This window comes from Streptomyces sp. NPDC036984 (assembly GCF_055607665.1).
The window spans coordinates 88923-106216 of sequence record NZ_JBVJRL010000018.1; the positions used below are offsets into that span (position 1 = coordinate 88923).

General features: G+C 74.1%; 16 protein-coding genes. 7 read left to right on the plus strand and 9 right to left on the minus strand.

Annotated elements, in window-relative coordinates; translation table 11 throughout:
- Positions 1-20 precede the first annotated feature (20 nt).
- Positions 21-431: a CoA-binding protein gene (locus ACZ7DL_RS28535; RefSeq protein ID WP_470778377.1), complete on the minus strand. Its 411-nt coding sequence runs from the start codon at positions 429-431 to the stop codon at positions 21-23.
- A gap of 142 nt (positions 432-573) precedes the next feature.
- Here ACZ7DL_RS28535 and ACZ7DL_RS28540 point away from each other — a divergent pair, with 142 nt between their 5' ends.
- The 5 genes from ACZ7DL_RS28540 to ACZ7DL_RS28560 all read left to right on the plus strand — a co-directional run bounded on the left by ACZ7DL_RS28540 (position 574) and on the right by ACZ7DL_RS28560 (position 7008).
- Positions 574-1542, plus strand: a complete 969-nt coding sequence (locus ACZ7DL_RS28540; RefSeq protein WP_470778378.1) for a hypothetical protein — start codon at positions 574-576, stop codon at positions 1540-1542.
- Positions 1539-2084: a SixA phosphatase family protein gene (locus ACZ7DL_RS28545; RefSeq protein ID WP_470778380.1), complete on the plus strand. Its 546-nt coding sequence runs from the start codon at positions 1539-1541 to the stop codon at positions 2082-2084. Before ACZ7DL_RS28540 ends, ACZ7DL_RS28545 begins: the two co-directional genes overlap by 4 nt.
- A 36-nt stretch (positions 2085-2120) precedes the next feature.
- Entirely contained in the window at positions 2121-2747 is a 627-nt protein-coding gene (locus ACZ7DL_RS28550) for a YigZ family protein (RefSeq protein WP_470778381.1), read from the plus strand.
- A gap of 107 nt (positions 2748-2854) precedes the next feature.
- A complete protein-coding gene (locus tag ACZ7DL_RS28555) occupies positions 2855-4018 on the plus strand; it encodes an exonuclease SbcCD subunit D (protein ID WP_470778382.1) in 1164 nt (387 codons plus the stop codon).
- Complete coding sequence (locus tag ACZ7DL_RS28560; RefSeq protein WP_470778383.1) at positions 4015-7008, plus strand: AAA family ATPase; 2994 nt, start codon at positions 4015-4017, stop codon at positions 7006-7008. Before ACZ7DL_RS28555 ends, ACZ7DL_RS28560 begins: the two co-directional genes overlap by 4 nt.
- Here the strand turns inward: ACZ7DL_RS28560 and ACZ7DL_RS28565 are convergent.
- A complete protein-coding gene (locus tag ACZ7DL_RS28565; RefSeq protein ID WP_470778385.1) occupies positions 7005-7451 on the minus strand; it encodes an Lrp/AsnC family transcriptional regulator in 447 nt (148 codons plus the stop codon). The two genes, ACZ7DL_RS28560 and ACZ7DL_RS28565, sit on opposite strands and share 4 nt — an antisense overlap.
- A gap of 94 nt (positions 7452-7545) precedes the next feature.
- Between ACZ7DL_RS28565 and ACZ7DL_RS28570 the strand changes: the two genes are divergently transcribed.
- Positions 7546-8022 carry a rhodanese-like domain-containing protein gene (locus ACZ7DL_RS28570; protein WP_470778386.1) on the plus strand — a complete coding sequence of 159 codons (477 nt, stop codon included), beginning with the start codon at positions 7546-7548 and terminating at the stop codon, positions 8020-8022.
- A gap of 93 nt (positions 8023-8115) precedes the next feature.
- On the opposite strand, the gene ACZ7DL_RS28575 is transcribed toward ACZ7DL_RS28570, so the two are convergent.
- From ACZ7DL_RS28575 to ACZ7DL_RS28600, 6 genes are all read right to left on the minus strand, one after another.
- Positions 8116-9351 (minus strand): cytochrome P450, encoded by a 1236-nt coding sequence (locus ACZ7DL_RS28575; protein ID WP_470778387.1) that lies wholly within the window; start codon positions 9349-9351, stop codon positions 8116-8118.
- A 34-nt stretch (positions 9352-9385) separates the two neighbouring features.
- On the minus strand, positions 9386-10777 hold the full coding sequence (locus ACZ7DL_RS28580) for an NAD(P)/FAD-dependent oxidoreductase (RefSeq protein WP_470778389.1): 1392 nt from the start codon (positions 10775-10777) through the stop codon (positions 9386-9388).
- Positions 10767-11015 (minus strand): ferredoxin, encoded by a 249-nt coding sequence (locus tag ACZ7DL_RS28585; RefSeq protein ID WP_470778391.1) that lies wholly within the window; start codon positions 11013-11015, stop codon positions 10767-10769. Before ACZ7DL_RS28585 ends, ACZ7DL_RS28580 begins: the two co-directional genes overlap by 11 nt.
- Positions 11016-11176: 161 nt before the next feature.
- Entirely contained in the window at positions 11177-11848 is a 672-nt protein-coding gene (locus ACZ7DL_RS28590) for a hypothetical protein (protein ID WP_470778393.1), read from the minus strand.
- 296 nt (positions 11849-12144) lie between these two features.
- Positions 12145-13836, minus strand: a complete 1692-nt coding sequence (locus tag ACZ7DL_RS28595) for a DUF885 domain-containing protein (RefSeq protein ID WP_470778394.1) — start codon at positions 13834-13836, stop codon at positions 12145-12147.
- Between the two features lie 52 nt (positions 13837-13888).
- Entirely contained in the window at positions 13889-14374 is a 486-nt protein-coding gene (locus ACZ7DL_RS28600) for an Lrp/AsnC family transcriptional regulator (RefSeq protein WP_470778395.1), read from the minus strand.
- Between the two features lie 60 nt (positions 14375-14434).
- On the opposite strand from ACZ7DL_RS28600, the gene ACZ7DL_RS28605 reads away from it, so the two are divergent.
- On the plus strand, positions 14435-15649 hold the full coding sequence (locus ACZ7DL_RS28605) for a trans-sulfuration enzyme family protein (protein ID WP_470778396.1): 1215 nt from the start codon (positions 14435-14437) through the stop codon (positions 15647-15649).
- 137 nt (positions 15650-15786) lie between these two features.
- Here the strand turns inward: ACZ7DL_RS28605 and ACZ7DL_RS28610 are convergent, their stop codons facing one another.
- Positions 15787-17199 (minus strand): GNAT family N-acetyltransferase, encoded by a 1413-nt coding sequence (locus ACZ7DL_RS28610; protein WP_470778398.1) that lies wholly within the window; start codon positions 17197-17199, stop codon positions 15787-15789.
- Positions 17200-17294 lie beyond the last annotated feature (95 nt).

Here is a 17294-nt window from a genome sequence, read left to right on the forward strand (position 1 = left end):
ATTGTGATGAAGGAGAACAGTCACACGGTCAGGCGGGGAATTTCGATCGCTGGGCACCGGTCCATGACCATTTCCAGGCCCGCCGCACGGGTCCGCTCGTAGGCCGCCATGTCGACGACCCCGAGCTGGAACCACACCGCCTTCGCGCCGCGGGCCGCGGCCTCGTCGGCCACCGCACCGGCCAGCGCGCTGTTGACGAAGACGTCCACCACGTCCACGTCGAAGGGGATGTCCGCGAGGGAGGCGTAGCCCCGCTCCCCGTGCACGGGCTCGGCCTTCGGGTGCACCGGCACGATCCGCTTGCCGAACCGCTGGAGCACCTGGGCCACCCCGTAGGCGGCCCGGCTCCGGTTCGCGGACAGGCCGACCACGGCCCAGGTGTCTCCCAGGTCGGTCAGGATCCTGCGGGTCGTCGCGTCGTCGCCGTACATCGGCCGCCTCCTCGGGCTGCGGGAACTGTGTGCCGGGGCAACGGCACCAGGGTGGGTGCCGATTCCCGCCGTACCCCGCCACGCTGACCGGAATCGGCGCAAGCTGCCTGCATACGGCCGCCCGCCCGCCTACGCTCGGCCCGTGCTGCGCATCCTCGACGCTCGAACCGGTGAGCCCGTCCCCGCCGCGCCCGCCCGCCGCGGCCTGACCCGCATCGAGGCCCACGCCTCCGGCCTCGATCCGACGGCCCTGCGGGTGCTGCTCACCGCCGACCTGCTCGTCCGGGCCCTGGAACTGGGCGGCACCCCGGTCTGGACGATCCTCACGGCACCCCGCGACCAGCCCGAGCTCCGCACGGCCGCCATGCGACTCGCCATCCGCCCCTTCGAGGACGGCCGCGACCTCGCCTCCGGCCTGGGGGAGGCCCAGGCCATCCATGTGGCGCAGGGAGGCTTCGAGAACACACCGGGGCAGGGGCCGGTGGTGTCGGTGGCGCCGGCGGAGTGGACGGAGGGAACCGGCACGGAGACCGGGAGAACGGACGGGGCGGCGGCGGGAAGACCCGGTGCCGCCGCCGGTGAGGCGGTGGGGAGGTCTGGTGCCGCCGCCGGTGAGGCGGTGGGGAGGTCTGGTGCCGCCGCCGGTGAGGCGGTGGGGAGGTCTGGTGCCGCTTCCGGCGATGCGGGGCGGAGGCCCGGTGCCGTTTTCGGTGATGCCTCGGACACCGTGGCCGATCCCGCTTCCTCCTCCGCGCTGCCGGTGCTCCTCTCCGACCCCTCGGCCCTCCGGCTCGCCCTGCTCGCCGTGCCGCGGAGCGAACCCGTGCGGCTCGACCGGGCCGCGCTGGACGACGCCGCGCGGAGCCTCGCCCGGTGGCGGCGGGCCGTGGCCGGCTGGGCGCGGCGGCCCTCGCGCCCGGTGCCCGGCGAGGTGCGGGAGCGGCTGCGCGCCGCCTGGGAGGACGACCTGGACCTGCCCGCGGTGCTCGGCGTCCTGCGCGATGTGGAGAGCGCGCCCGGTGTCCCCGACGGCGCCCGCTTCGAGACCTACGCCTACGCCGACCGCCTGCTCGCCCTCGACCTGGCGCGCGACCTCGGGAGCCCCGCGTGAACCACCCGGCGGGCGCGGGCCCGCTGCGCCGGCTGGTGGTGCTGCGGCACGCCAAGTCCGCCTGGCCCCAGGGCGTCGAGGACCACCGCAGGCCGCTCGCCCCGCGCGGGCGGCGGGACGCACCAGCTGCCGGACGCGCCCTCGCCGCCGCCGGCTCCCTGCCCGACCTCGCCCTGTGTTCCACCGCCGTACGCGCCCGCCGCACCTGGGAGCTGGTCTCCGCCGAGTGGGCCACTCCGCCGCCGGTGCACTACGACCAGCGGCTGTACGCGGCCGGCGTACCGGAGCTGCTGGCGGTCGTCCACGAGGTGCCGGCGCACGTGCGGACGCTGCTGCTGATCGGGCACAACCCCGGCCTCGAGGAGCTGGTGCTGGCGCTGGCCGCGGACGGTCTGGACGACACGCTGGACCGGGTGCGGACGAAGTTCCCGACCTCCGCGATCGCCGTGCTCACCTGGCACGGCACCGGCTGGCCGGCCCTCGCCCCGGACGCGGCGCTGCTGACCTCGTTCACGGTGCCGCGCGGCAACAAGAAGAGGTAGCCGGGAGGCGTCCCGGCGTTCACATAGGCTGGCGGGATGCAGGACGAGTACCGCACAGTCGCCCGCGCGGGCGTGCACGAGACCGAGATCAACCGCTCCCGCTTCCTGTGCGCCCTCGCCCCGGCCGCCACCGAGCAGGAGGCGCAGGACTTCATCGCCGCCGTGCGCAAGGAGCACGCCGACGCCACCCACAACTGCTGGGCGTACGTCATCGGCGCCGACGCCTCCGTGCAGAAGGCCAGCGACGACGGCGAACCGGGCGGCACCGCCGGCGTCCCCATGCTCCAGATGCTCCTGCGCCGTGACATGCGGTACGTCGTCGCCGTCGTCACCCGCTACTACGGCGGCGTGAAACTCGGCGCGGGCGGACTGATCCGCGCCTACGGCGGCTCGGTCGGCGAGGCCCTGGACGAGCTCGGCACGCTCACCCGGCGCCGCTTCCGGCTGGCCACGGTGACCGTCGACCACCAGCGGGCGGGCAAGGTCCAGAACGACCTGCGGGCCACCGGGCGCGAGGTGCGCGACGTGCGCTACGGCGAGGCCGTCACCATCGAGATCGGGCTGCCGGACGCCGACGTGGACGCGTTCCGTGCCTGGCTCGCCGATGTGACGGCGGGCACGGCCGGCTTCGAACTGGGCGGCGAAGCCTACGGAGACGCCTGATAATTGTGACGAATCGGGCATAACGCCCCTGAGATGTACGGGTCGTGACGGGCTGGTACGGGAGTAACCGCCCGTGATGTCAGACCCGGCCGTTAGTCTCGGGAATCATGCGACTCCTGCACACGTCCGACTGGCACCTCGGCCGGGCCTTCCACCGGGCGAACCTGCTCGGGGCCCAGGCCGAGTTCATCGGTCACCTCGTCACCACGGTGCGTGAGCGCGAGGTCGACGCGGTGGTCGTGTCGGGCGATGTGTACGACCGTGCGGTGCCGCCGCTCGCCGCCGTCGAGCTGTTCGACACCGCCCTGCACCGTCTCGCGGACCTCGGCGTGCCCACGGTGATGATCTCCGGCAACCACGACTCGGCCCGCCGCCTCGGCGTCGGCGCCGGACTCATCGACCGCGCGGGCATCCACCTGCGCACCGAACCGTCCGCCGCCGGCACCCCGGTCGTGTTCCAAGACGCCCACGGCGACGTCGCGTTCTACGGCCTGCCCTACCTCGAACCGGCCCTGGCGAAGGACGAGTTCGCCGTCGACAAGGCCGACCACGAGGCCGTGCTCGGCGCCGCCATGGGCCGCGTCCGCGCCGACCTCGCCACGCGCGCGCCGGGCACCCGTTCCGTCGTCCTCGCCCACGCCTTCGTCACCGGTGGCCAGGCCAGCGACAGTGAGCGGGACATCACCGTCGGCGGGGTGGCCGCCGTACCGGCCGGGATCTTCGACGGCGTCGACTACGTGGCGCTCGGCCATCTGCACGGCTGCCAGACCATCACCGAGCGCGTGCGCTACTCCGGCTCGCCACTCGCCTACTCCTTCTCCGAGACCGACCACCGCAAGAGCATGTGGCTGATCGACCTGGATGCGGCCGGCTCGGTCACCGCCGAGCGCCTCGACTGCCCGGTGCCGCGCCCGCTCGCCCGCATCCGCGGCACCCTGGACGACCTCCTCGCCGACCCGGAGCTGACCCGCCACGAGGACGCCTGGGTCGAGGCCACCCTCACCGACCCGGTCCGCCCGGCCGACCCCATGGCCCGGCTCACCGAGCGCTTCCCGCACACCCTCAGCCTGGTCTTCGCCCCCGAGCGGGCCCCGGACGACCCCCGGGTGTCGTACGCCCGCCGCCTCGCCGGCCGCAGCGACCAGCAGATCGCCCAGGACTTCGTCGCCCATGTGCGCGGCGCCGGCCCCGACGACCACGAGGCGGCCGTGCTGCGCGAGGCGTTCGACGCCGTGCGCGCCGACGCCGCCGTACGGGAGGTGGCCCGGTGAGGCTGCACCGGCTCGACATCACCGCCTTCGGGCCCTTCGGCGGCTCCCAGACCGTCGACTTCGACGTCCTGTCCGCCGCCGGTCTCTTCCTGCTGCACGGCCCCACCGGCGCGGGCAAGACCTCTGTCCTGGACGCCGTCTGCTACGCCCTCTACGGCTCCGTCCCCGGCGCCCGGCAGGGCAGCCAGGGCATGCACCTGCGCAGCGACCACGCCCGGCCGGGCACCCGCACCGAGGTCCGCCTCGAACTGACCGTCGCAGGACGCCGGCTGGAGATCACCCGGCAGCCTCCGTGGGAGCGGCCCAAGCTGCGCGGAAAGGGCATGACGGTCGACAAGGCCCAGACCTGGCTGCGCGAGTACGACGCCCGGGCCGCCGCCTGGAAGGACCTCAGCCGCTCCCACCAGGAGATCGGCACCGAGGTCGAGCAACTGCTCGGCATGAGCCGCGAGCAGTTCTGCCAGGTCGTCCTGCTGCCCCAGGGCGACTTCGCCCGCTTCCTGCGCGCCGACGCCGAGGCCCGCGGCAAGCTGCTCGGCCGCCTCTTCGACACCCAGCGCTTCGCCGACGTCGAGAAGCGCCTCGCCGAACGCCGCCGCGCCACCGAGGCACGCGTGCGCGAGGGCGACACGGCCCTGCTCGCCGACGCCCACCGCATGCAGCAGGAGGCGGGCGACGCCATGGAGCTGCCCGACCTGGTCCCCGGCGACCCGGGCCTGGCCGAGGCCGTCCTCGGCGCCGCCGCCGTCGCCCGCAGCACCGCCCGGGAACGCCTGACCGTCGCCCACTGCCGCCTGACCGCCGCCGAGTCCGCCCACGCCGCGGCCCGGCGCGCCCTGGACGACGTACGCGAACTCGCCCGGCTCCAAGGCCGGTTCGCCGAGGCCCGGCAGCGCGCCGAGCGCCTTCAGGAGCGGGCCGGCGCCCACCGCGAGGCACAGGAGCGCATGGAGCGGGCCCGCAAGGCGGAGGCCGTCGCGCCCGCGCTGGAGCTGCGCGAGCAGGCCGACAGAGAACACCGCCGGGCCGCGGAAGCCGAGGCACACGCGCGCGCACTGCTCCCCGGCTCCTGCGCCGACGCGGGCGCGAGCGGCCTCACCGCCGCCGCCCGCCGGGCCGCCGAGGAGCTGGGCGGTCTGGACGCGGCCCGGCGCGCCGAGCGACGGCTCGCCGAACTCGCCGACGAGTGGGCCGGACTGGACCGGCAGGAGCGCGCCGACGAGGACGTCCTGCGCGAGGCCGACGCCTGGCTCGCCGACTGGGAGGGCACCCGCGCGGCCCTCCAGACCCGGATCGACGCCGCCCAGGAGGCCGCCACCCGCGCCGAACAGCTCGCCGTCCAGCGCGTCCCCATGCAGCGGCGGCTCGACGCGGCCCGCACCCGCGACCAGCTCGCCGCCGACCTCGACCAGGCCCGGCAGCACGCGCGCACGGCGGAACAGCGCGCGCTCGACGCCCGGGCCCACTGGCTCGACCTCAAGGAACAGCGCCTGAACGGCATCGCCGCCGAGCTGGCCGCCCACCTCACCACCGGCGAGCCCTGCGCGGTCTGCGGAGCCACCGAACACCCCGCCCCCGCCCGCAAGGTCGCCGGGCACGTCGACCGCGAGACCGAGGACCGCGCCCTCGCCGCCGGCCAACGGGCCGAGGAACAGCGCACCGAGGCCGAGCGGCGCCTCGGCGTGGTCCGCGAGGCCCTGGCCGCCGCCACCGCCGAGGCCGGCGACACCCCCACCGCCCGGCTCGCCGCCGAGGCCGGCGAACTGGAGCAGGAGTACGCCCGCGCCCGCCGCGACGCCTCCGCCCTGCACGCCGCCCAGGAGCAGCTGCGGCGGGCCGAGCGGGAGCGCGAGCAGCGGCTCGCCGACCGCCAGCAGGCCGCCGTACGGGTCGCCTCCCGGCTCACCCGGCGGGAGACCCTGGAGCGCGAACACGCCCTGCTGGAAGCGGAGTTGGATCAGGCGCGCGGCAGCGCCGGGAGCGTGGCCGCGCGCGCGGCGGAGTTGGAGCGGCTCGCGACACGGATCACCGACGCCGCCGACGCCGTGCGCGCCGCCGAGGACGCGGCCCAGCGGCTGAAGGACGCCGACGCCCGCCTCGCCGACGCCGCCTACCGGGCCGGCTTCGACACCCCGCAGGCCGCCGCGGCGGCCCTCCTCGACCCCGCCGCCCACCGCGAGCTCCAGCACCGCCTGGACGCCTGGCAGCAGGAGGAGGCCGCCGTCCGCGCGGTCCTCTCCGAGGCCGGCACCGCCGCGGCCGCCCAGCAGCCGCCCGCCGACCCGGCCACGGCCGAGCGGACGGCGGCCGGCGCGGAACGGCGGCTGCGCGAGGCCGCCTCCGCACGCGACGCCGCCGCCCGCTGCCGCACCGAGCTGGACCGCCTCTCCGCCCGGGCCGCCGAGGCCGTACGGCGGCTCGCCCCGGTGCGCGAGGAGTACGACCGGGTGGCCCGGCTCGCCGCCCTCACCGCGGGCACCTCCGCCGACAACGAACGCCGGATGCGCCTGGAGTCGTACGTCCTGGCCGCCCGGCTCGAACAGGTCGCCGCCGCCGCGACCGTCCGCCTCCAGCGCATGTCGTCGGGCCGCTACACCCTCGTCCACTCCGACGACCGCACCGGGCGCGGACGCAGCGGGCTCGGGCTGCACGTGGTCGATGCCTGGACCGGACGGGAACGGGACACCGCGACCCTGTCCGGCGGCGAGACCTTCTTCGCCTCCCTCGCGCTCGCCCTCGGCCTCGCCGACGTCGTCACCGACGAGGCGGGCGGCGTCCGGCTGGACACCCTCTTCATCGACGAGGGCTTCGGCAGCCTGGACGACCAGACCCTGGACGAGGTCCTGGACGTCCTGGACGGCTTGCGCGAACGCGACCGCAGCGTGGGCATCGTCAGCCATGTCGCCGACCTGCGCCGCCGCGTTTACGCCCAGCTGGAGGTCGTCAAGGGCAGATCGGGATCGACGCTGCGGCAGCGGGGCCCGGCCTAGCGGCCCAGCGGTCGCCGTGTCAGCGGGGACGAGTAGACGACGCTGGTCGTCACCGAGCCCAGCGCGCCGATCTTCCCGGAGACCTCCTCCAGATGGGACATGGACCGCGTGGCGACCTTGATGACGAAGCAGTCGTCGCCCGTGACGTGGTGCGCCTCCAGGATCTCGGGGGTGGCGGCGACCAGGTCGTGGAACGGCTTGTAGTTGCCGTTCGGGTAGCGCAGCCGCACGAACGCCAGGATCGGCAGGCCCAGCCGCTCGGGATCGACCACCGCCGCGTACCCCTGGATCACGCCCGCCTCCTCGAGCCGCCGTACCCGCTCGGTGACGGCGCTCGGCGACATGGACACGGCGCGCGCCAGCTCGGCGTAGCTGGCCCGTCCGTCGCGCTGGAGGACTTCGAGGATGCGCCAGTCGGTGGCGTCCGGGGAATACACGGTCATCCCGGATGGATAGCAGGGGAATCCCCGGCCGGGCAAGGGTAAGCCGGTGGATCCTCCCTTCAGCGGGCGGCGCACGAGCCGTAGATTTCCAGTCATGATCAACACGACTTCGGAGAACCCCGTCCTGCGCGTCGCCCCCGCCGCCCCCGCCGAGGCCGCTGCCTACTTCCGCGCCAGCCTGGCCTTCCACGCCGACGTCTCCGACGTCGCCGCCGCGCTCGCGGCCGGCGGCGACCCCGGCTTCGTCGTCGTGGACTCCCGCTCCACCGAGTCCTGGGACCAGGGCCACATCCCCGGCGCCGTCCACCTGCCGACCGCGCTCGTCCCCGAGCAGGCCGAAGCGCTCCTCGACAAGTCCGTGCCGGTGGTGACCTACTGCTGGGGCCCCGGCTGCAACGGTGCCACCCGCGCCGCCCTCGCCCTCGCCGAACTCGGCTACCAGGTCAAGGAGATGCTCGGCGGCTTCGAGTACTGGGCGCGCGAGGGCTTCGCCTACGAGACCTGGCAGGGCCCGGCCCACCGCGACGCCGACCCGCTGACGGCACCCGTGACGGGCGACTGCGGCTGCTGACACCCGCCGCCCGGGGCCGCACGAGCGCCACCGCGCCCGGCGCCGTTTCGCCGTCGGCGCCGGGCACGCCGTGGCCCGCGCTCCTGCGTCCGGTCAGCGCAGCGCGTCGAAGGCGATGTTCAGGTGCCGGGGGCCGCGCAGCACGGCGTTCTGCCGGTAGGGCGGCGGATCCTCGACCAGGCGGGGATTCTCCAGCCGCCGGGCCAGCTCGGACAGGGCGAGCTGGGTCTCCAGCCGGGCCAGCGGAGCGCCGAAGCAGCTGTGGATGCCGCTGCCGAAACCGAGGTGCTGGATGTCCCCCCGGTCCGGGTCGAAGCGCTCGGGATCCTTGAAGCGTTCGGGGTCCCGGTTCCCCGCGGCCAGCACGAGCCAGATCCGCGAGCCCTTGGGGATGGTCACCCCGCGCACCTCGATGTCGGTGATGTTGGTGCGCTGCGGCACGATCTGCACCGGCGGCTCGTAGCGCAGCAGCTCCTCCACGATCTTCACCGACAGGCCCGGATCCTCCCGCAGCCTCTGGAGGACGTCCGGGTGGCGCAGCAGGGTGAGCATGCCGTTCGTGATCAGGTTGACCGTCGTCTCGTGACCGGCGATCAGCAGCAGCACGGCGGTGCTGAGCACCTCCATCATCGTCATGGCGCCGTCCGGACCACGACTGCTCACCAGGTCGGACAGCAGGTCGTCCTGCGGCTCCTTGGTGCGCTCCTCGACCAGCCCGGCCAGGTACATGCCGAGCTGCATCCGCGCCTCCTGCGCCGTCTTCACGAACTCGGGGTCCGCCGCCTGGCGCGTCCCGGGGTCCAGCGTCGCGACGAGCGGATCGACCCAGGAGCGGAACCGCGGCTCGTCCTCCCGGGGCACACCGAGCAACCGGCAGATCACCGTCACCGGGAAGGGGTAGGCGAACTGGTCGACCAGGTCGATCCGGCGCGCGTCCCCGAAACCGTCGATCAGCCCGGTGACGACGGTGGCCATCTCGGGGCGCAGGTTGTCGATCCGGCGGGGCCGGTGCGGCGGCCCGAAGGCGCTGTTGGCGATGCGCCGCAGCCGGTCGTGCTCCGGCGGGTCCAGACGCAGGAACGACGGCGGCAGCCCCCCGCTCTCCGCCTGGGCCATCTCGTCTTCGCCGGCGGCGGTGATGTTGGCGGCGTCGGAGCTGAGCCGGGGATCGTGCAGCAGGGCCTCGATGTCGTAGTACGAGCTGAAGACGTAGGGACCGCCCTCCTCCTCGTGCAGTACCGGAGTCCTGCGGAGTTCCTCGTACAGCGGGTACGGGTCGGCGCGGTTGGCGAAATCGGTGATCTGGCGCACCAGCGAGGATTGCGTCATGACAGGTCCTTGGAGCGTTCGGGCCGGGCGGCGGTCAGTGCCGGGAGGGGTGGAAGACCAGCTGCTGGTCGGCCGGTGAGTATCCGCTGAGGGTCACCATGGGGCCGTGGGTCGGCAGGGAGGGGTCGGGGAAGTCGGCGGCCATCGGTTGCCGGCCTTCGGGACGCCGGTCCATCGTCGGGAACTCCACCGGGAACGGCGCGCCCCGCTCGATCTGCCGCCGGTAGAACTCCAGCCACCGGGCGTTGTCGAACGTCACGGCGGCGACGACCCGGCCCTGATGGCCGTACACCCCCGCGAACCGGCGTTCGGCCAGCGAGCCCTGCGTGATCATGAGCTGGTCGCCCATGGGCGGCACCCCGACCGACTTGATGTTCACGCCGAACATCGAGGACCAGAAGGCCGGCATCCACAGGTGCGGCCGCCGGTCGACGCCGTGGCAGATCATGTTGTGCGCCGCGGTCTCCGCCTGGGCGACGGCATTGCCCCAGTGCTCCAGGGAGAGGAACTGGTAACCGAACAGCGCGTGCGGGGAGCGCGCCACATCGCCCGCCACGAAGACGTCGTCCGTGACGATGCCCCGGAAGTCGAAGGCACGGCAGCCCGCGTCACAGGCGATGCCCCGGGGCCCGGCGCCCAGCCCCGACCCGGCCAGCCACTCCGTGTTCCGCACCGAACCCAGCGAGACCACCACCACGTCCGCCTCGACCACACTCTCGTCGGACAGATGCACGGCCCGCACCCTGCCGACCGAGTCACCCTCCAGCGAGGTCACCGTGACATGGGTGCGCAGATCCACACCGTTCTCGGTCTGGAGGTCGGCCGCGACCGCGCCGATCACTCCGCCGAGCGCGCCCACCAGCGGCGCGCCCGCACGCTCCGCCACGGTGACCGGGATGCCCGCCTCCCGGCATGCCGAGGCGACCTCCGACCCGGCGAATCCGGCGCCGATGACGAACACCCGGCGCGGCCCCGCCTTCAGCCGCCGGTACAGCTCGGCCGCGTCCTCCCGCGTCCGCAGCAGGCAGACCCCGTCCAGCCGGGCCTCCTCCTCCTTCGGCCACGGCCGGGCGCGGACACCGGTCGCGATGAGCAGCCGGTCGTACTCCACCTCGTCACCGTCGGCCAGCCGGACCCGCTTGTCCGTCAGATCCAGACCGGTCGCCGCCACGCCGAGCCGCCACTTGGCGTCGATCTCCCAGCGGTGGGGCAGCTCGGTGTGGTGCGGGGACGCCATGCCCAGCAGCACGGACTTGGACAGCGGCGGCCGGTCGTACGGCTCGTAGGGTTCGTCACCGATCAGCGTGAGCTCACCGGTGAAGCCCTCGGCGCGCAGGGTCTCGGCCGCCCGCAGGCCGGCCAGCGAGGCCCCCACGATCACGATCCGGCCCTCGCGCCTGAGCCATTGCACGTAGTCAGCGGCCATCGGACGCCTCCTCGGCGGAACCGGCCCCGGGCCCGCCCACGGCACCGTCCGACCCGTCCGCCGTGATCGCCTGCACCGGGCATGCGGCGACGGCCCGCGCCAGCCGTTCCCGCTGCTCCTCGTCCGCGCGGGGGTTGTAGAGCAGCGACTCATCGCCGTGCATGGCGAAGACGTCGGGCGCGAGGAACGCGCACTGGGCGTACCCCTGACACTTGTTGAGATCGACGACGAGCCTCATCGACGCTCCGCTCTTTCGGTGGCAGGTCCGGTGCGCACCACGCGGCTCCCGCGGGCGCCCCCGGACGGCGGTCGTCCCCCGCCCGCCAGCATGCGAGCCGAGGCGGGGTGGCCGCGCGCCACGCACGCCGATCGGGTGAGGGACCGACGGCGGGCGGGAGGTCATCCGGCCGTCGCCGGCCGGGGCCGCCGGGCCGCGACAAGGATGTGCACGCTGAGCAGCAGGGACCACGCGGGGAAGACGAGTTCCGCCCAGGGCACGTTCGGCGAGACGAAGAGCAGCGTCAGGGCGGTGAGGAAGCCGACGATCGTCAGCCAGCGCGGCAGCACCTCGAGGCGGCGGCCGATCACCGACATGGACGACACGAAGACGGCCGCCATCCGCATGGCGTACCCCGTCATCAGGTTGTACGCCAGGTGGCGGCCGAAGTCCCAGGCGGCCGGCCTCGGCAGCGCGCCGGCGGGATGCGCCACCGCGAGCACGGCATCCGCCGCCGCGGCGGCGCCGAACATCGTGGCGGTGAAGACCAGCCCGCTGCCGAGGAGGACGGTGGCGAGGAACTTGTCCTCGACCGCGCCGACGTGCGAGCGGACCGCGCCGACGAACCACAGGAAGAAGATGCCGGCGAACGGCACCAGCGCGAGGGCCGTCCGCAGGGCGCCGCGCCGCCACGAGTCCGTGAAGCCCTGCGCGGTGTCCGCGTCGGCCCCCTCCGGGATGCCCAGCCTGACCAGGACGATCGCGGCCGCCAGGAGCAGCGCGAAGACGACTCCGGCCAAGCCCGCGGCGCGCGGAGTCTCCAGTGCCCGTTGCCCCGGCCCCTTCTCCTGCATGCCCGGCCCGCCTCTCCGCATCGGCCCCCGGCAACCAGCTAGCCGCCTTCGCCCGGCCCGCGCCACCAGGAGGCGCCCGTACGGGCTCGCGCTCGCCGCGTACCCGCACGGATGGACGCCGTCGGCTCCGACCGGGCCGGCCCGGTCACACCGGCGGCGAGGCCCGCGCGGCCGTCACCGCACGGGCCTCGCCGGGTACCGGGCCCCGGGCGTCGGAGCCATGACGTCAGAGCCATGACGTCGGAGCCGGGACGTCAGAGCCGGAGTGTCAGAGCCGGGACGTCAGAGCCGGAGTGTCAGAGCTGGGCCAGCTCGTCCACCAGGTCGTCCAGGCCCAGCGAGCCCTGCGACAGCGCCGCCATGTGCCAGGACTTCAGGTCGAACGCGTCGCCGTGCCGCTCGCGCGCCTTCTTCCGGCCCAGCAGCCACGCCCGCTCACCGAGCTTGTAGCCGATCGCCTGGCCCGGAATCGTCAGGTACCGGGTCAGCTCGCTCTCCACGAAGTCCGCGGGCCGGCTGCTGTGCGCGCCGAAGAACTCCTGCGCCAGCTCCGGAGTCCACCGCTCACCGGGGTGGAACGGCGAGTCGGCGGGGATCTCCAGCTCCAGGTGCATGCCGATGTCCACGATCACCCGGGCCGCCCGCATCATCTGCGCGTCCAGGTAGCCGAGCCGCTCCTCCGGGTCCGCCAGGTAGCCCAGCTCGTCCATCAGCCGCTCCGCGTACAGTGCCCAGCCCTCGGCGTTGGCGCTGACCCCGCCGACGGTGGCCTGGTAGCGGGAGAGGTTCTCGGCCACGTGCGCCCACTGTGCGAGCTGGAGGTGGTGGCCGGGCACACCCTCGTGGTACCAGGTCGAGACCAGGTCGTAGACCGGGAAGCGGGTCTGGCCCATCGTGGGCAGCCAGGTGCGCCCGGGCCGGGAGAAGTCCTCCGACGGGGCCGTGTAGTAGGGGGCCGCCGCGCCGCCGGGCGGGGCGATGCACGACTCCACCTTCCGCACCCGCTCGGCGAGTTCGAAGTGCGTGCCGTCCAGTTCCTCGATCGCCTTGTCCATCAGGGCCTGGAGCCACTCCCGGACCTCGTCCACGCCCTCGATGTGCCGGCCGTGCTCGTCCAGGTGCGCGAGCGCCACCCACGGCGTCCCGGCGCCGGGCAGGATCTTCTCCGCCTCCTGCCGCATCTCGCCCAGGATCCGGTGGAACTCCGCCCAGCCGTACGCGTACGCCTCGTCCAGGTCGAGGTCGGTGCCGTTGAAGTAGCGGGCCCAGCGCGCGTACCGCTCCCGGCCGACCACGTTCGGGGCGCCCTCGATCGCCGGCGCGTACACGTCCCGCAGCCAGTCCCGCAACTCCACCAGGGCGCCGGTCGCCGCCCGGGCCGCCTCGTCCAGCTCCGCGCGCAGCGCCTCCGGGCCCGCGGCGGCGAAGTCCTCGTACCAGCCGCGGCCCTTGCCGTCGGTGTCCGTCCACTCGGTGAGCTGCTCGATGAAGGTCGCGGTCGGCCGGGGCGCCGCGAACAGCTTGCGCTCCAGGCCGAGCTGCAGCGACTCGCGGTAGCCGGCCAGCGCGCCCGGCACCGCGCGCAGCCGCTCGGCGATGGCAGCCCAGTCCTCCTCCGTCTCCGCCGGGGTGACCGTGAAGACGTCCCGCACCGAGTGGCCCGGCGTGCTCATGTTGCCGATCGCGCGCAGGTGCTCGTCCGCCTCGTGCACGGCGAGATCGGCGGTCAGCCGTTCCCGCAGCAGCCGCCCGCAGCGCCGCTCCACGTCACTGTCCGCGCCGGGCTGCCGCTCCGCCTCGTCCAGCTTCGCGAGGGTGGCCCGGATCAGCTCCGCGAGGGCCTCCTGACCCGCGGGCGAGTAGTCGGGCAGCCTGCTCGAACTCTCCTTCACACCGAGGTAGGTACCGGTGACCGGGTCGAGGGCGATGAGGTCGTCGACGTATGCGTCGGCGACCTGACGGGGCAGCAAGCTCTGGGTCTCAGACATACGGCCCATCCTCGTACGGGGAGGATCTCCGCGTCACCCACGTATGGGGGATTCAGCTCTGGGCGTGGCCGGGCGGCAGCAGCGGACCGCACTCCCACTGCTGGAAGATCAGCCGGGTCTCCACCCGGGCCACCTCGCGCCGCGCGGTGAACTCGTCCAGCACCAGCCGCTGGAGATCGGCCATGTCCGCGACGGCCACATGCACCAGATAGTCGTCCGGACCGGTCAGATGGAACACCGTCCGCGCCTCCGGCAGCGCCCGGATGCGCTCCACGAACGGTCCCACCAGCTCGCGCCGGTGCGGCCGTACCTGCACCGACAGCAGCGCCTGGAGGCCGCGGCCGAGTTTGGCCGGATCGAGCTGGAGCCGGTGGCCCAGGACCACGCCCGAGCGGCGCAGCCGGGTCACCCGGTCCAGACACGTCGACGGCGCGACGCCCACCTGGGCTGCGAGGTCGCGATAGGTGGTCCGGGCGTCGTTCTGCAACAGCCGCAACAGATGCAGATCGACCGGATCCAGTACGACAGATTCGGCCATCGGTCGAACGTAGCACGGTGTTCGATTCCAGTGAACCGTTCGATGTTCACTCTTCCGCCCATGGACACAGCCAGCACCGGTGCCTACGACGAGGTACGCACCGCATCGAGAGCTCTGGCCACCGAGGCCGTGCACGCCGGCCGCGACGACCTCGCCCGCCAGGGCCTGCACGCTCCGCCGATCGACCTGTCCACCACCTACCCCTCCTACGACAGCCGCGCCGAGGCCGCCCGCATCGACGCCTTCGCCACCGACGGCGCCGACCCGGTGGGGCCGCCGGTCTACGGCCGCCTCGGCAATCCGACCGTCGCCCGCTTCGAGACCGCCCTGGCCCGCCTGGAGGGCACCGAGTCCGCGGTCGCCTTCGCCAGCGGCATGGCCGCGCTCAGCGCGGTCCTGCTCGCCCGGTCGGCCATGGGCCTGCGCCACGTCGTCGCGGTACGACCCCTGTACGGCTGCAGCGACCACCTGCTCACCGCCGGGCTGCTCGGCACCGAGGTCACCTGGACCGACCCGGCCGGCATCGGCGACGCGCTGCGCCCGGACACCGGCCTGGTGATGGTCGAGTCCCCGGCCAACCCGACGCTCGCCGAACTCGACCTGCGGGCCATCGCCCATGCCTGCGGCTCGGTCCCGCTGCTCGCCGACAACACCTTCGCCACGCCCGTGCTCCAGCGCCCGGCGGAGCACGGCGCCCGGCTGGTGCTGCACAGCGCCACCAAGTACCTCGGTGGCCATGGTGACGTGCTCGCCGGGGTGGTCGCCTGTGACGAGGAGTTCGCGGGCCGGCTCCGGCAGATACGGTTCGCCACGGGCGGGGTGCTGCATCCGCTGGCGGGCTATCTGCTGCTGCGCGGGCTGTCCACGCTCCCGGTGCGCGTCCGGGCCGCCTCCGCGAACGCCGCCGAGCTGGTCCGCCGGCTCGCCGCCGATCCGCGCGTGGCCCGGGTGCGCTATCCGCGGCTCGGCGGCGCGATGATCGCCTTCGAGGTGCACGGCGACCCGCACGAGGTCATCTCCCGGGTCCGCCTCGTCACCCCCGCGGTCAGCCTGGGCAGCGTCGACACGCTCATCCAGCACCCCGCGTCCATCAGCCACCGCATCGTCGACGCCGACGACCGGCGCGGGGCGGGTGTGAGCGATCGGCTGCTCCGCCTGTCCGTGGGGCTGGAGGACGTCGACGACCTGTGGACCGACCTGGACCAGGCACTGGGCGATACGCCGGAACGCACCGTGGTGCCGCTGCGGGAGGCGGTGCGGGAGGCGGTGCGCTGAGAGCGGCGGTGCGCTGAGGGAGGCGAGCCCTGCGGGGTGGTTGCGCAGGGCTCGCCGCCGGACGCCGCCGTCGGGGCCGTGCGCCGTTGCTGCGGATGCGGCCGGCGTACCGCACCCCGGGCCGGGGCCCGGTCGCCTCAGTCGAGGGACGGCGGCTGCACCCGGGGTGCGGCGGCCACCGGCGTCGGGTCCAGCCGGGCCGTGATGACCAGCGTGCCTTCCTCGACCTGGTAGTCCAGCGGCAGCCCGAGGCCGCGCATCGCGGCCACCATGCCGGTGTTGGACGCCTTGGTCACGGCGTACACGCTCGCGCAGCCGGCCTCCGTTGCCAACGCCACCAGCCGGCCGAGCAGTTCGCCGCCGATGCCCCGCTGCTGCCAGGCGTCCTCGACCAGCAGCGCGACCTCCGTCTCGTCGCCGTCCCAGAGCAGATGCCCGAGGCCGACGATCCGGCCGGAAGCGGTCTGCGCGGCCAGCGTCCGCCCGAAGCGGGGGCTGAGCAGGTGGTTCAGATAACGGTCCGCGTCGCCGAACGGGCCGTGGTAGCGCAGGCCGAGGGTCTGCGGCGAGCACCGCTCGTGCATCGCCCTGGCCGCGGGCAGGTCCCCGGTGTCGGCCCGGCGGACGGTGATGTCGTTCCCCTCGGGCAGGGTCAGTACGTCCTGGCCGCGGGGGATCCGCGGCCCGAGCCGGCTGTCCAGCTCCACCAGCGCCCGGGCCCGCGCGAACTCGGTGGGGGTGAACGGCAGATACGGCCGTTCCACGGTGAGCACACCGCCCTCGGGGGCCGGCAGCCGCATCACGGTGTCCTCCAGAACACCCTCGGCCGGCACCGGCCGCGGACCGCGGCCACCCCCGGCCGGCGCGCCGGGCAGCGAACGGATCGTGCAGCGGCCCAGCAACTGGCGCAGAGCGAGCGGCAGTTCGGCGGTGTCCAGCGCGGCGCGGGCCGCCAGGCCGAGCACCCGGGTCGGCGCGTCGACCAGGTCGTGGGCGTCGGCCCGCTCGATCCAGGTGGCCGTGCCCCCGGCCAGCGCGACCGCCCGGTTGATCTCGTCCGCCGCCCGCGCGCCCGGTGCCCGCAGCAGGAACTCGTCCACGGTGCCGTCGGCCAGCGGATGCGTCTGGAGGCTCAGGATGTCCACCCGCAGCTCGGCGAGTGCGGTGCACAGGGTGGCCAGCGAACCCGGCTCGTCCTTCACCGTCGTCCGCATCCGCCACAGCGTGCCGGCGATCTCGTGGGCGGTCGGCTGCTCGGACGGCCCGGCCGGCCGCGTCTCGGCGGTCGGCCGGGCACCGGTATCGCTCACCGGCGGCGCGTGTCCGTGGCGGCGTGACCACCACACGTGGAATCCCGCCGTCGCGGCCAGCGCGACGGCCGAGACCATCAGCAGGGCCGGGCCGTCGGGCCCGTGCCCGATCAGGTTCGCCACCGCGTCCGCGACGGCCACGGCCGTGAAGAGCGCGGCGAGTTCGACGACGTCCCGCCGCCAGTGGTGCACGGGCCGTCCGTGCTTCGCCCGGGTCACATCAGGGATTTCTGGAGTCATGCAGCCACTGTGAGGGAAGGGTGTTGCGTGATCACGAACTGATTGTGACCGATGGGTAAAGTATGCTCCGCCCTATTTATTGCACTTTCTACGGT

Coding starts and splice junctions, on each gene's coding strand:
- ACZ7DL_RS28590 (WP_470778393.1), bottom strand. CDS start 11,848: ATGCAGGAGAAGGGGCCGGGGCAACGGGCACTGGAGACTCCGCGCGCC.
- ACZ7DL_RS28570 (WP_470778386.1), top strand. CDS start 7,546: ATGATCAACACGACTTCGGAGAACCCCGTCCTGCGCGTCGCCCCCGCC.
- ACZ7DL_RS28535 (WP_470778377.1), bottom strand. CDS start 431: ATGTACGGCGACGACGCGACGACCCGCAGGATCCTGACCGACCTGGGA.
- ACZ7DL_RS28550 (WP_470778381.1), top strand. CDS start 2,121: ATGCAGGACGAGTACCGCACAGTCGCCCGCGCGGGCGTGCACGAGACC.
- ACZ7DL_RS28605 (WP_470778396.1), top strand. CDS start 14,435: ATGGACACAGCCAGCACCGGTGCCTACGACGAGGTACGCACCGCATCG.
- ACZ7DL_RS28585 (WP_470778391.1), bottom strand. CDS start 11,015: ATGAGGCTCGTCGTCGATCTCAACAAGTGTCAGGGGTACGCCCAGTGC.
- ACZ7DL_RS28595 (WP_470778394.1), bottom strand. CDS start 13,836: ATGTCTGAGACCCAGAGCTTGCTGCCCCGTCAGGTCGCCGACGCATAC.
- ACZ7DL_RS28565 (WP_470778385.1), bottom strand. CDS start 7,451: ATGACCGTGTATTCCCCGGACGCCACCGACTGGCGCATCCTCGAAGTC.
- ACZ7DL_RS28600 (WP_470778395.1), bottom strand. CDS start 14,374: ATGGCCGAATCTGTCGTACTGGATCCGGTCGATCTGCATCTGTTGCGG.
- ACZ7DL_RS28555 (WP_470778382.1), top strand. CDS start 2,855: ATGCGACTCCTGCACACGTCCGACTGGCACCTCGGCCGGGCCTTCCAC.
- ACZ7DL_RS28580 (WP_470778389.1), bottom strand. CDS start 10,777: ATGGCCGCTGACTACGTGCAATGGCTCAGGCGCGAGGGCCGGATCGTG.
- ACZ7DL_RS28575 (WP_470778387.1), bottom strand. CDS start 9,351: ATGACGCAATCCTCGCTGGTGCGCCAGATCACCGATTTCGCCAACCGC.
- ACZ7DL_RS28610 (WP_470778398.1), bottom strand. CDS start 17,199: ATGACTCCAGAAATCCCTGATGTGACCCGGGCGAAGCACGGACGGCCC.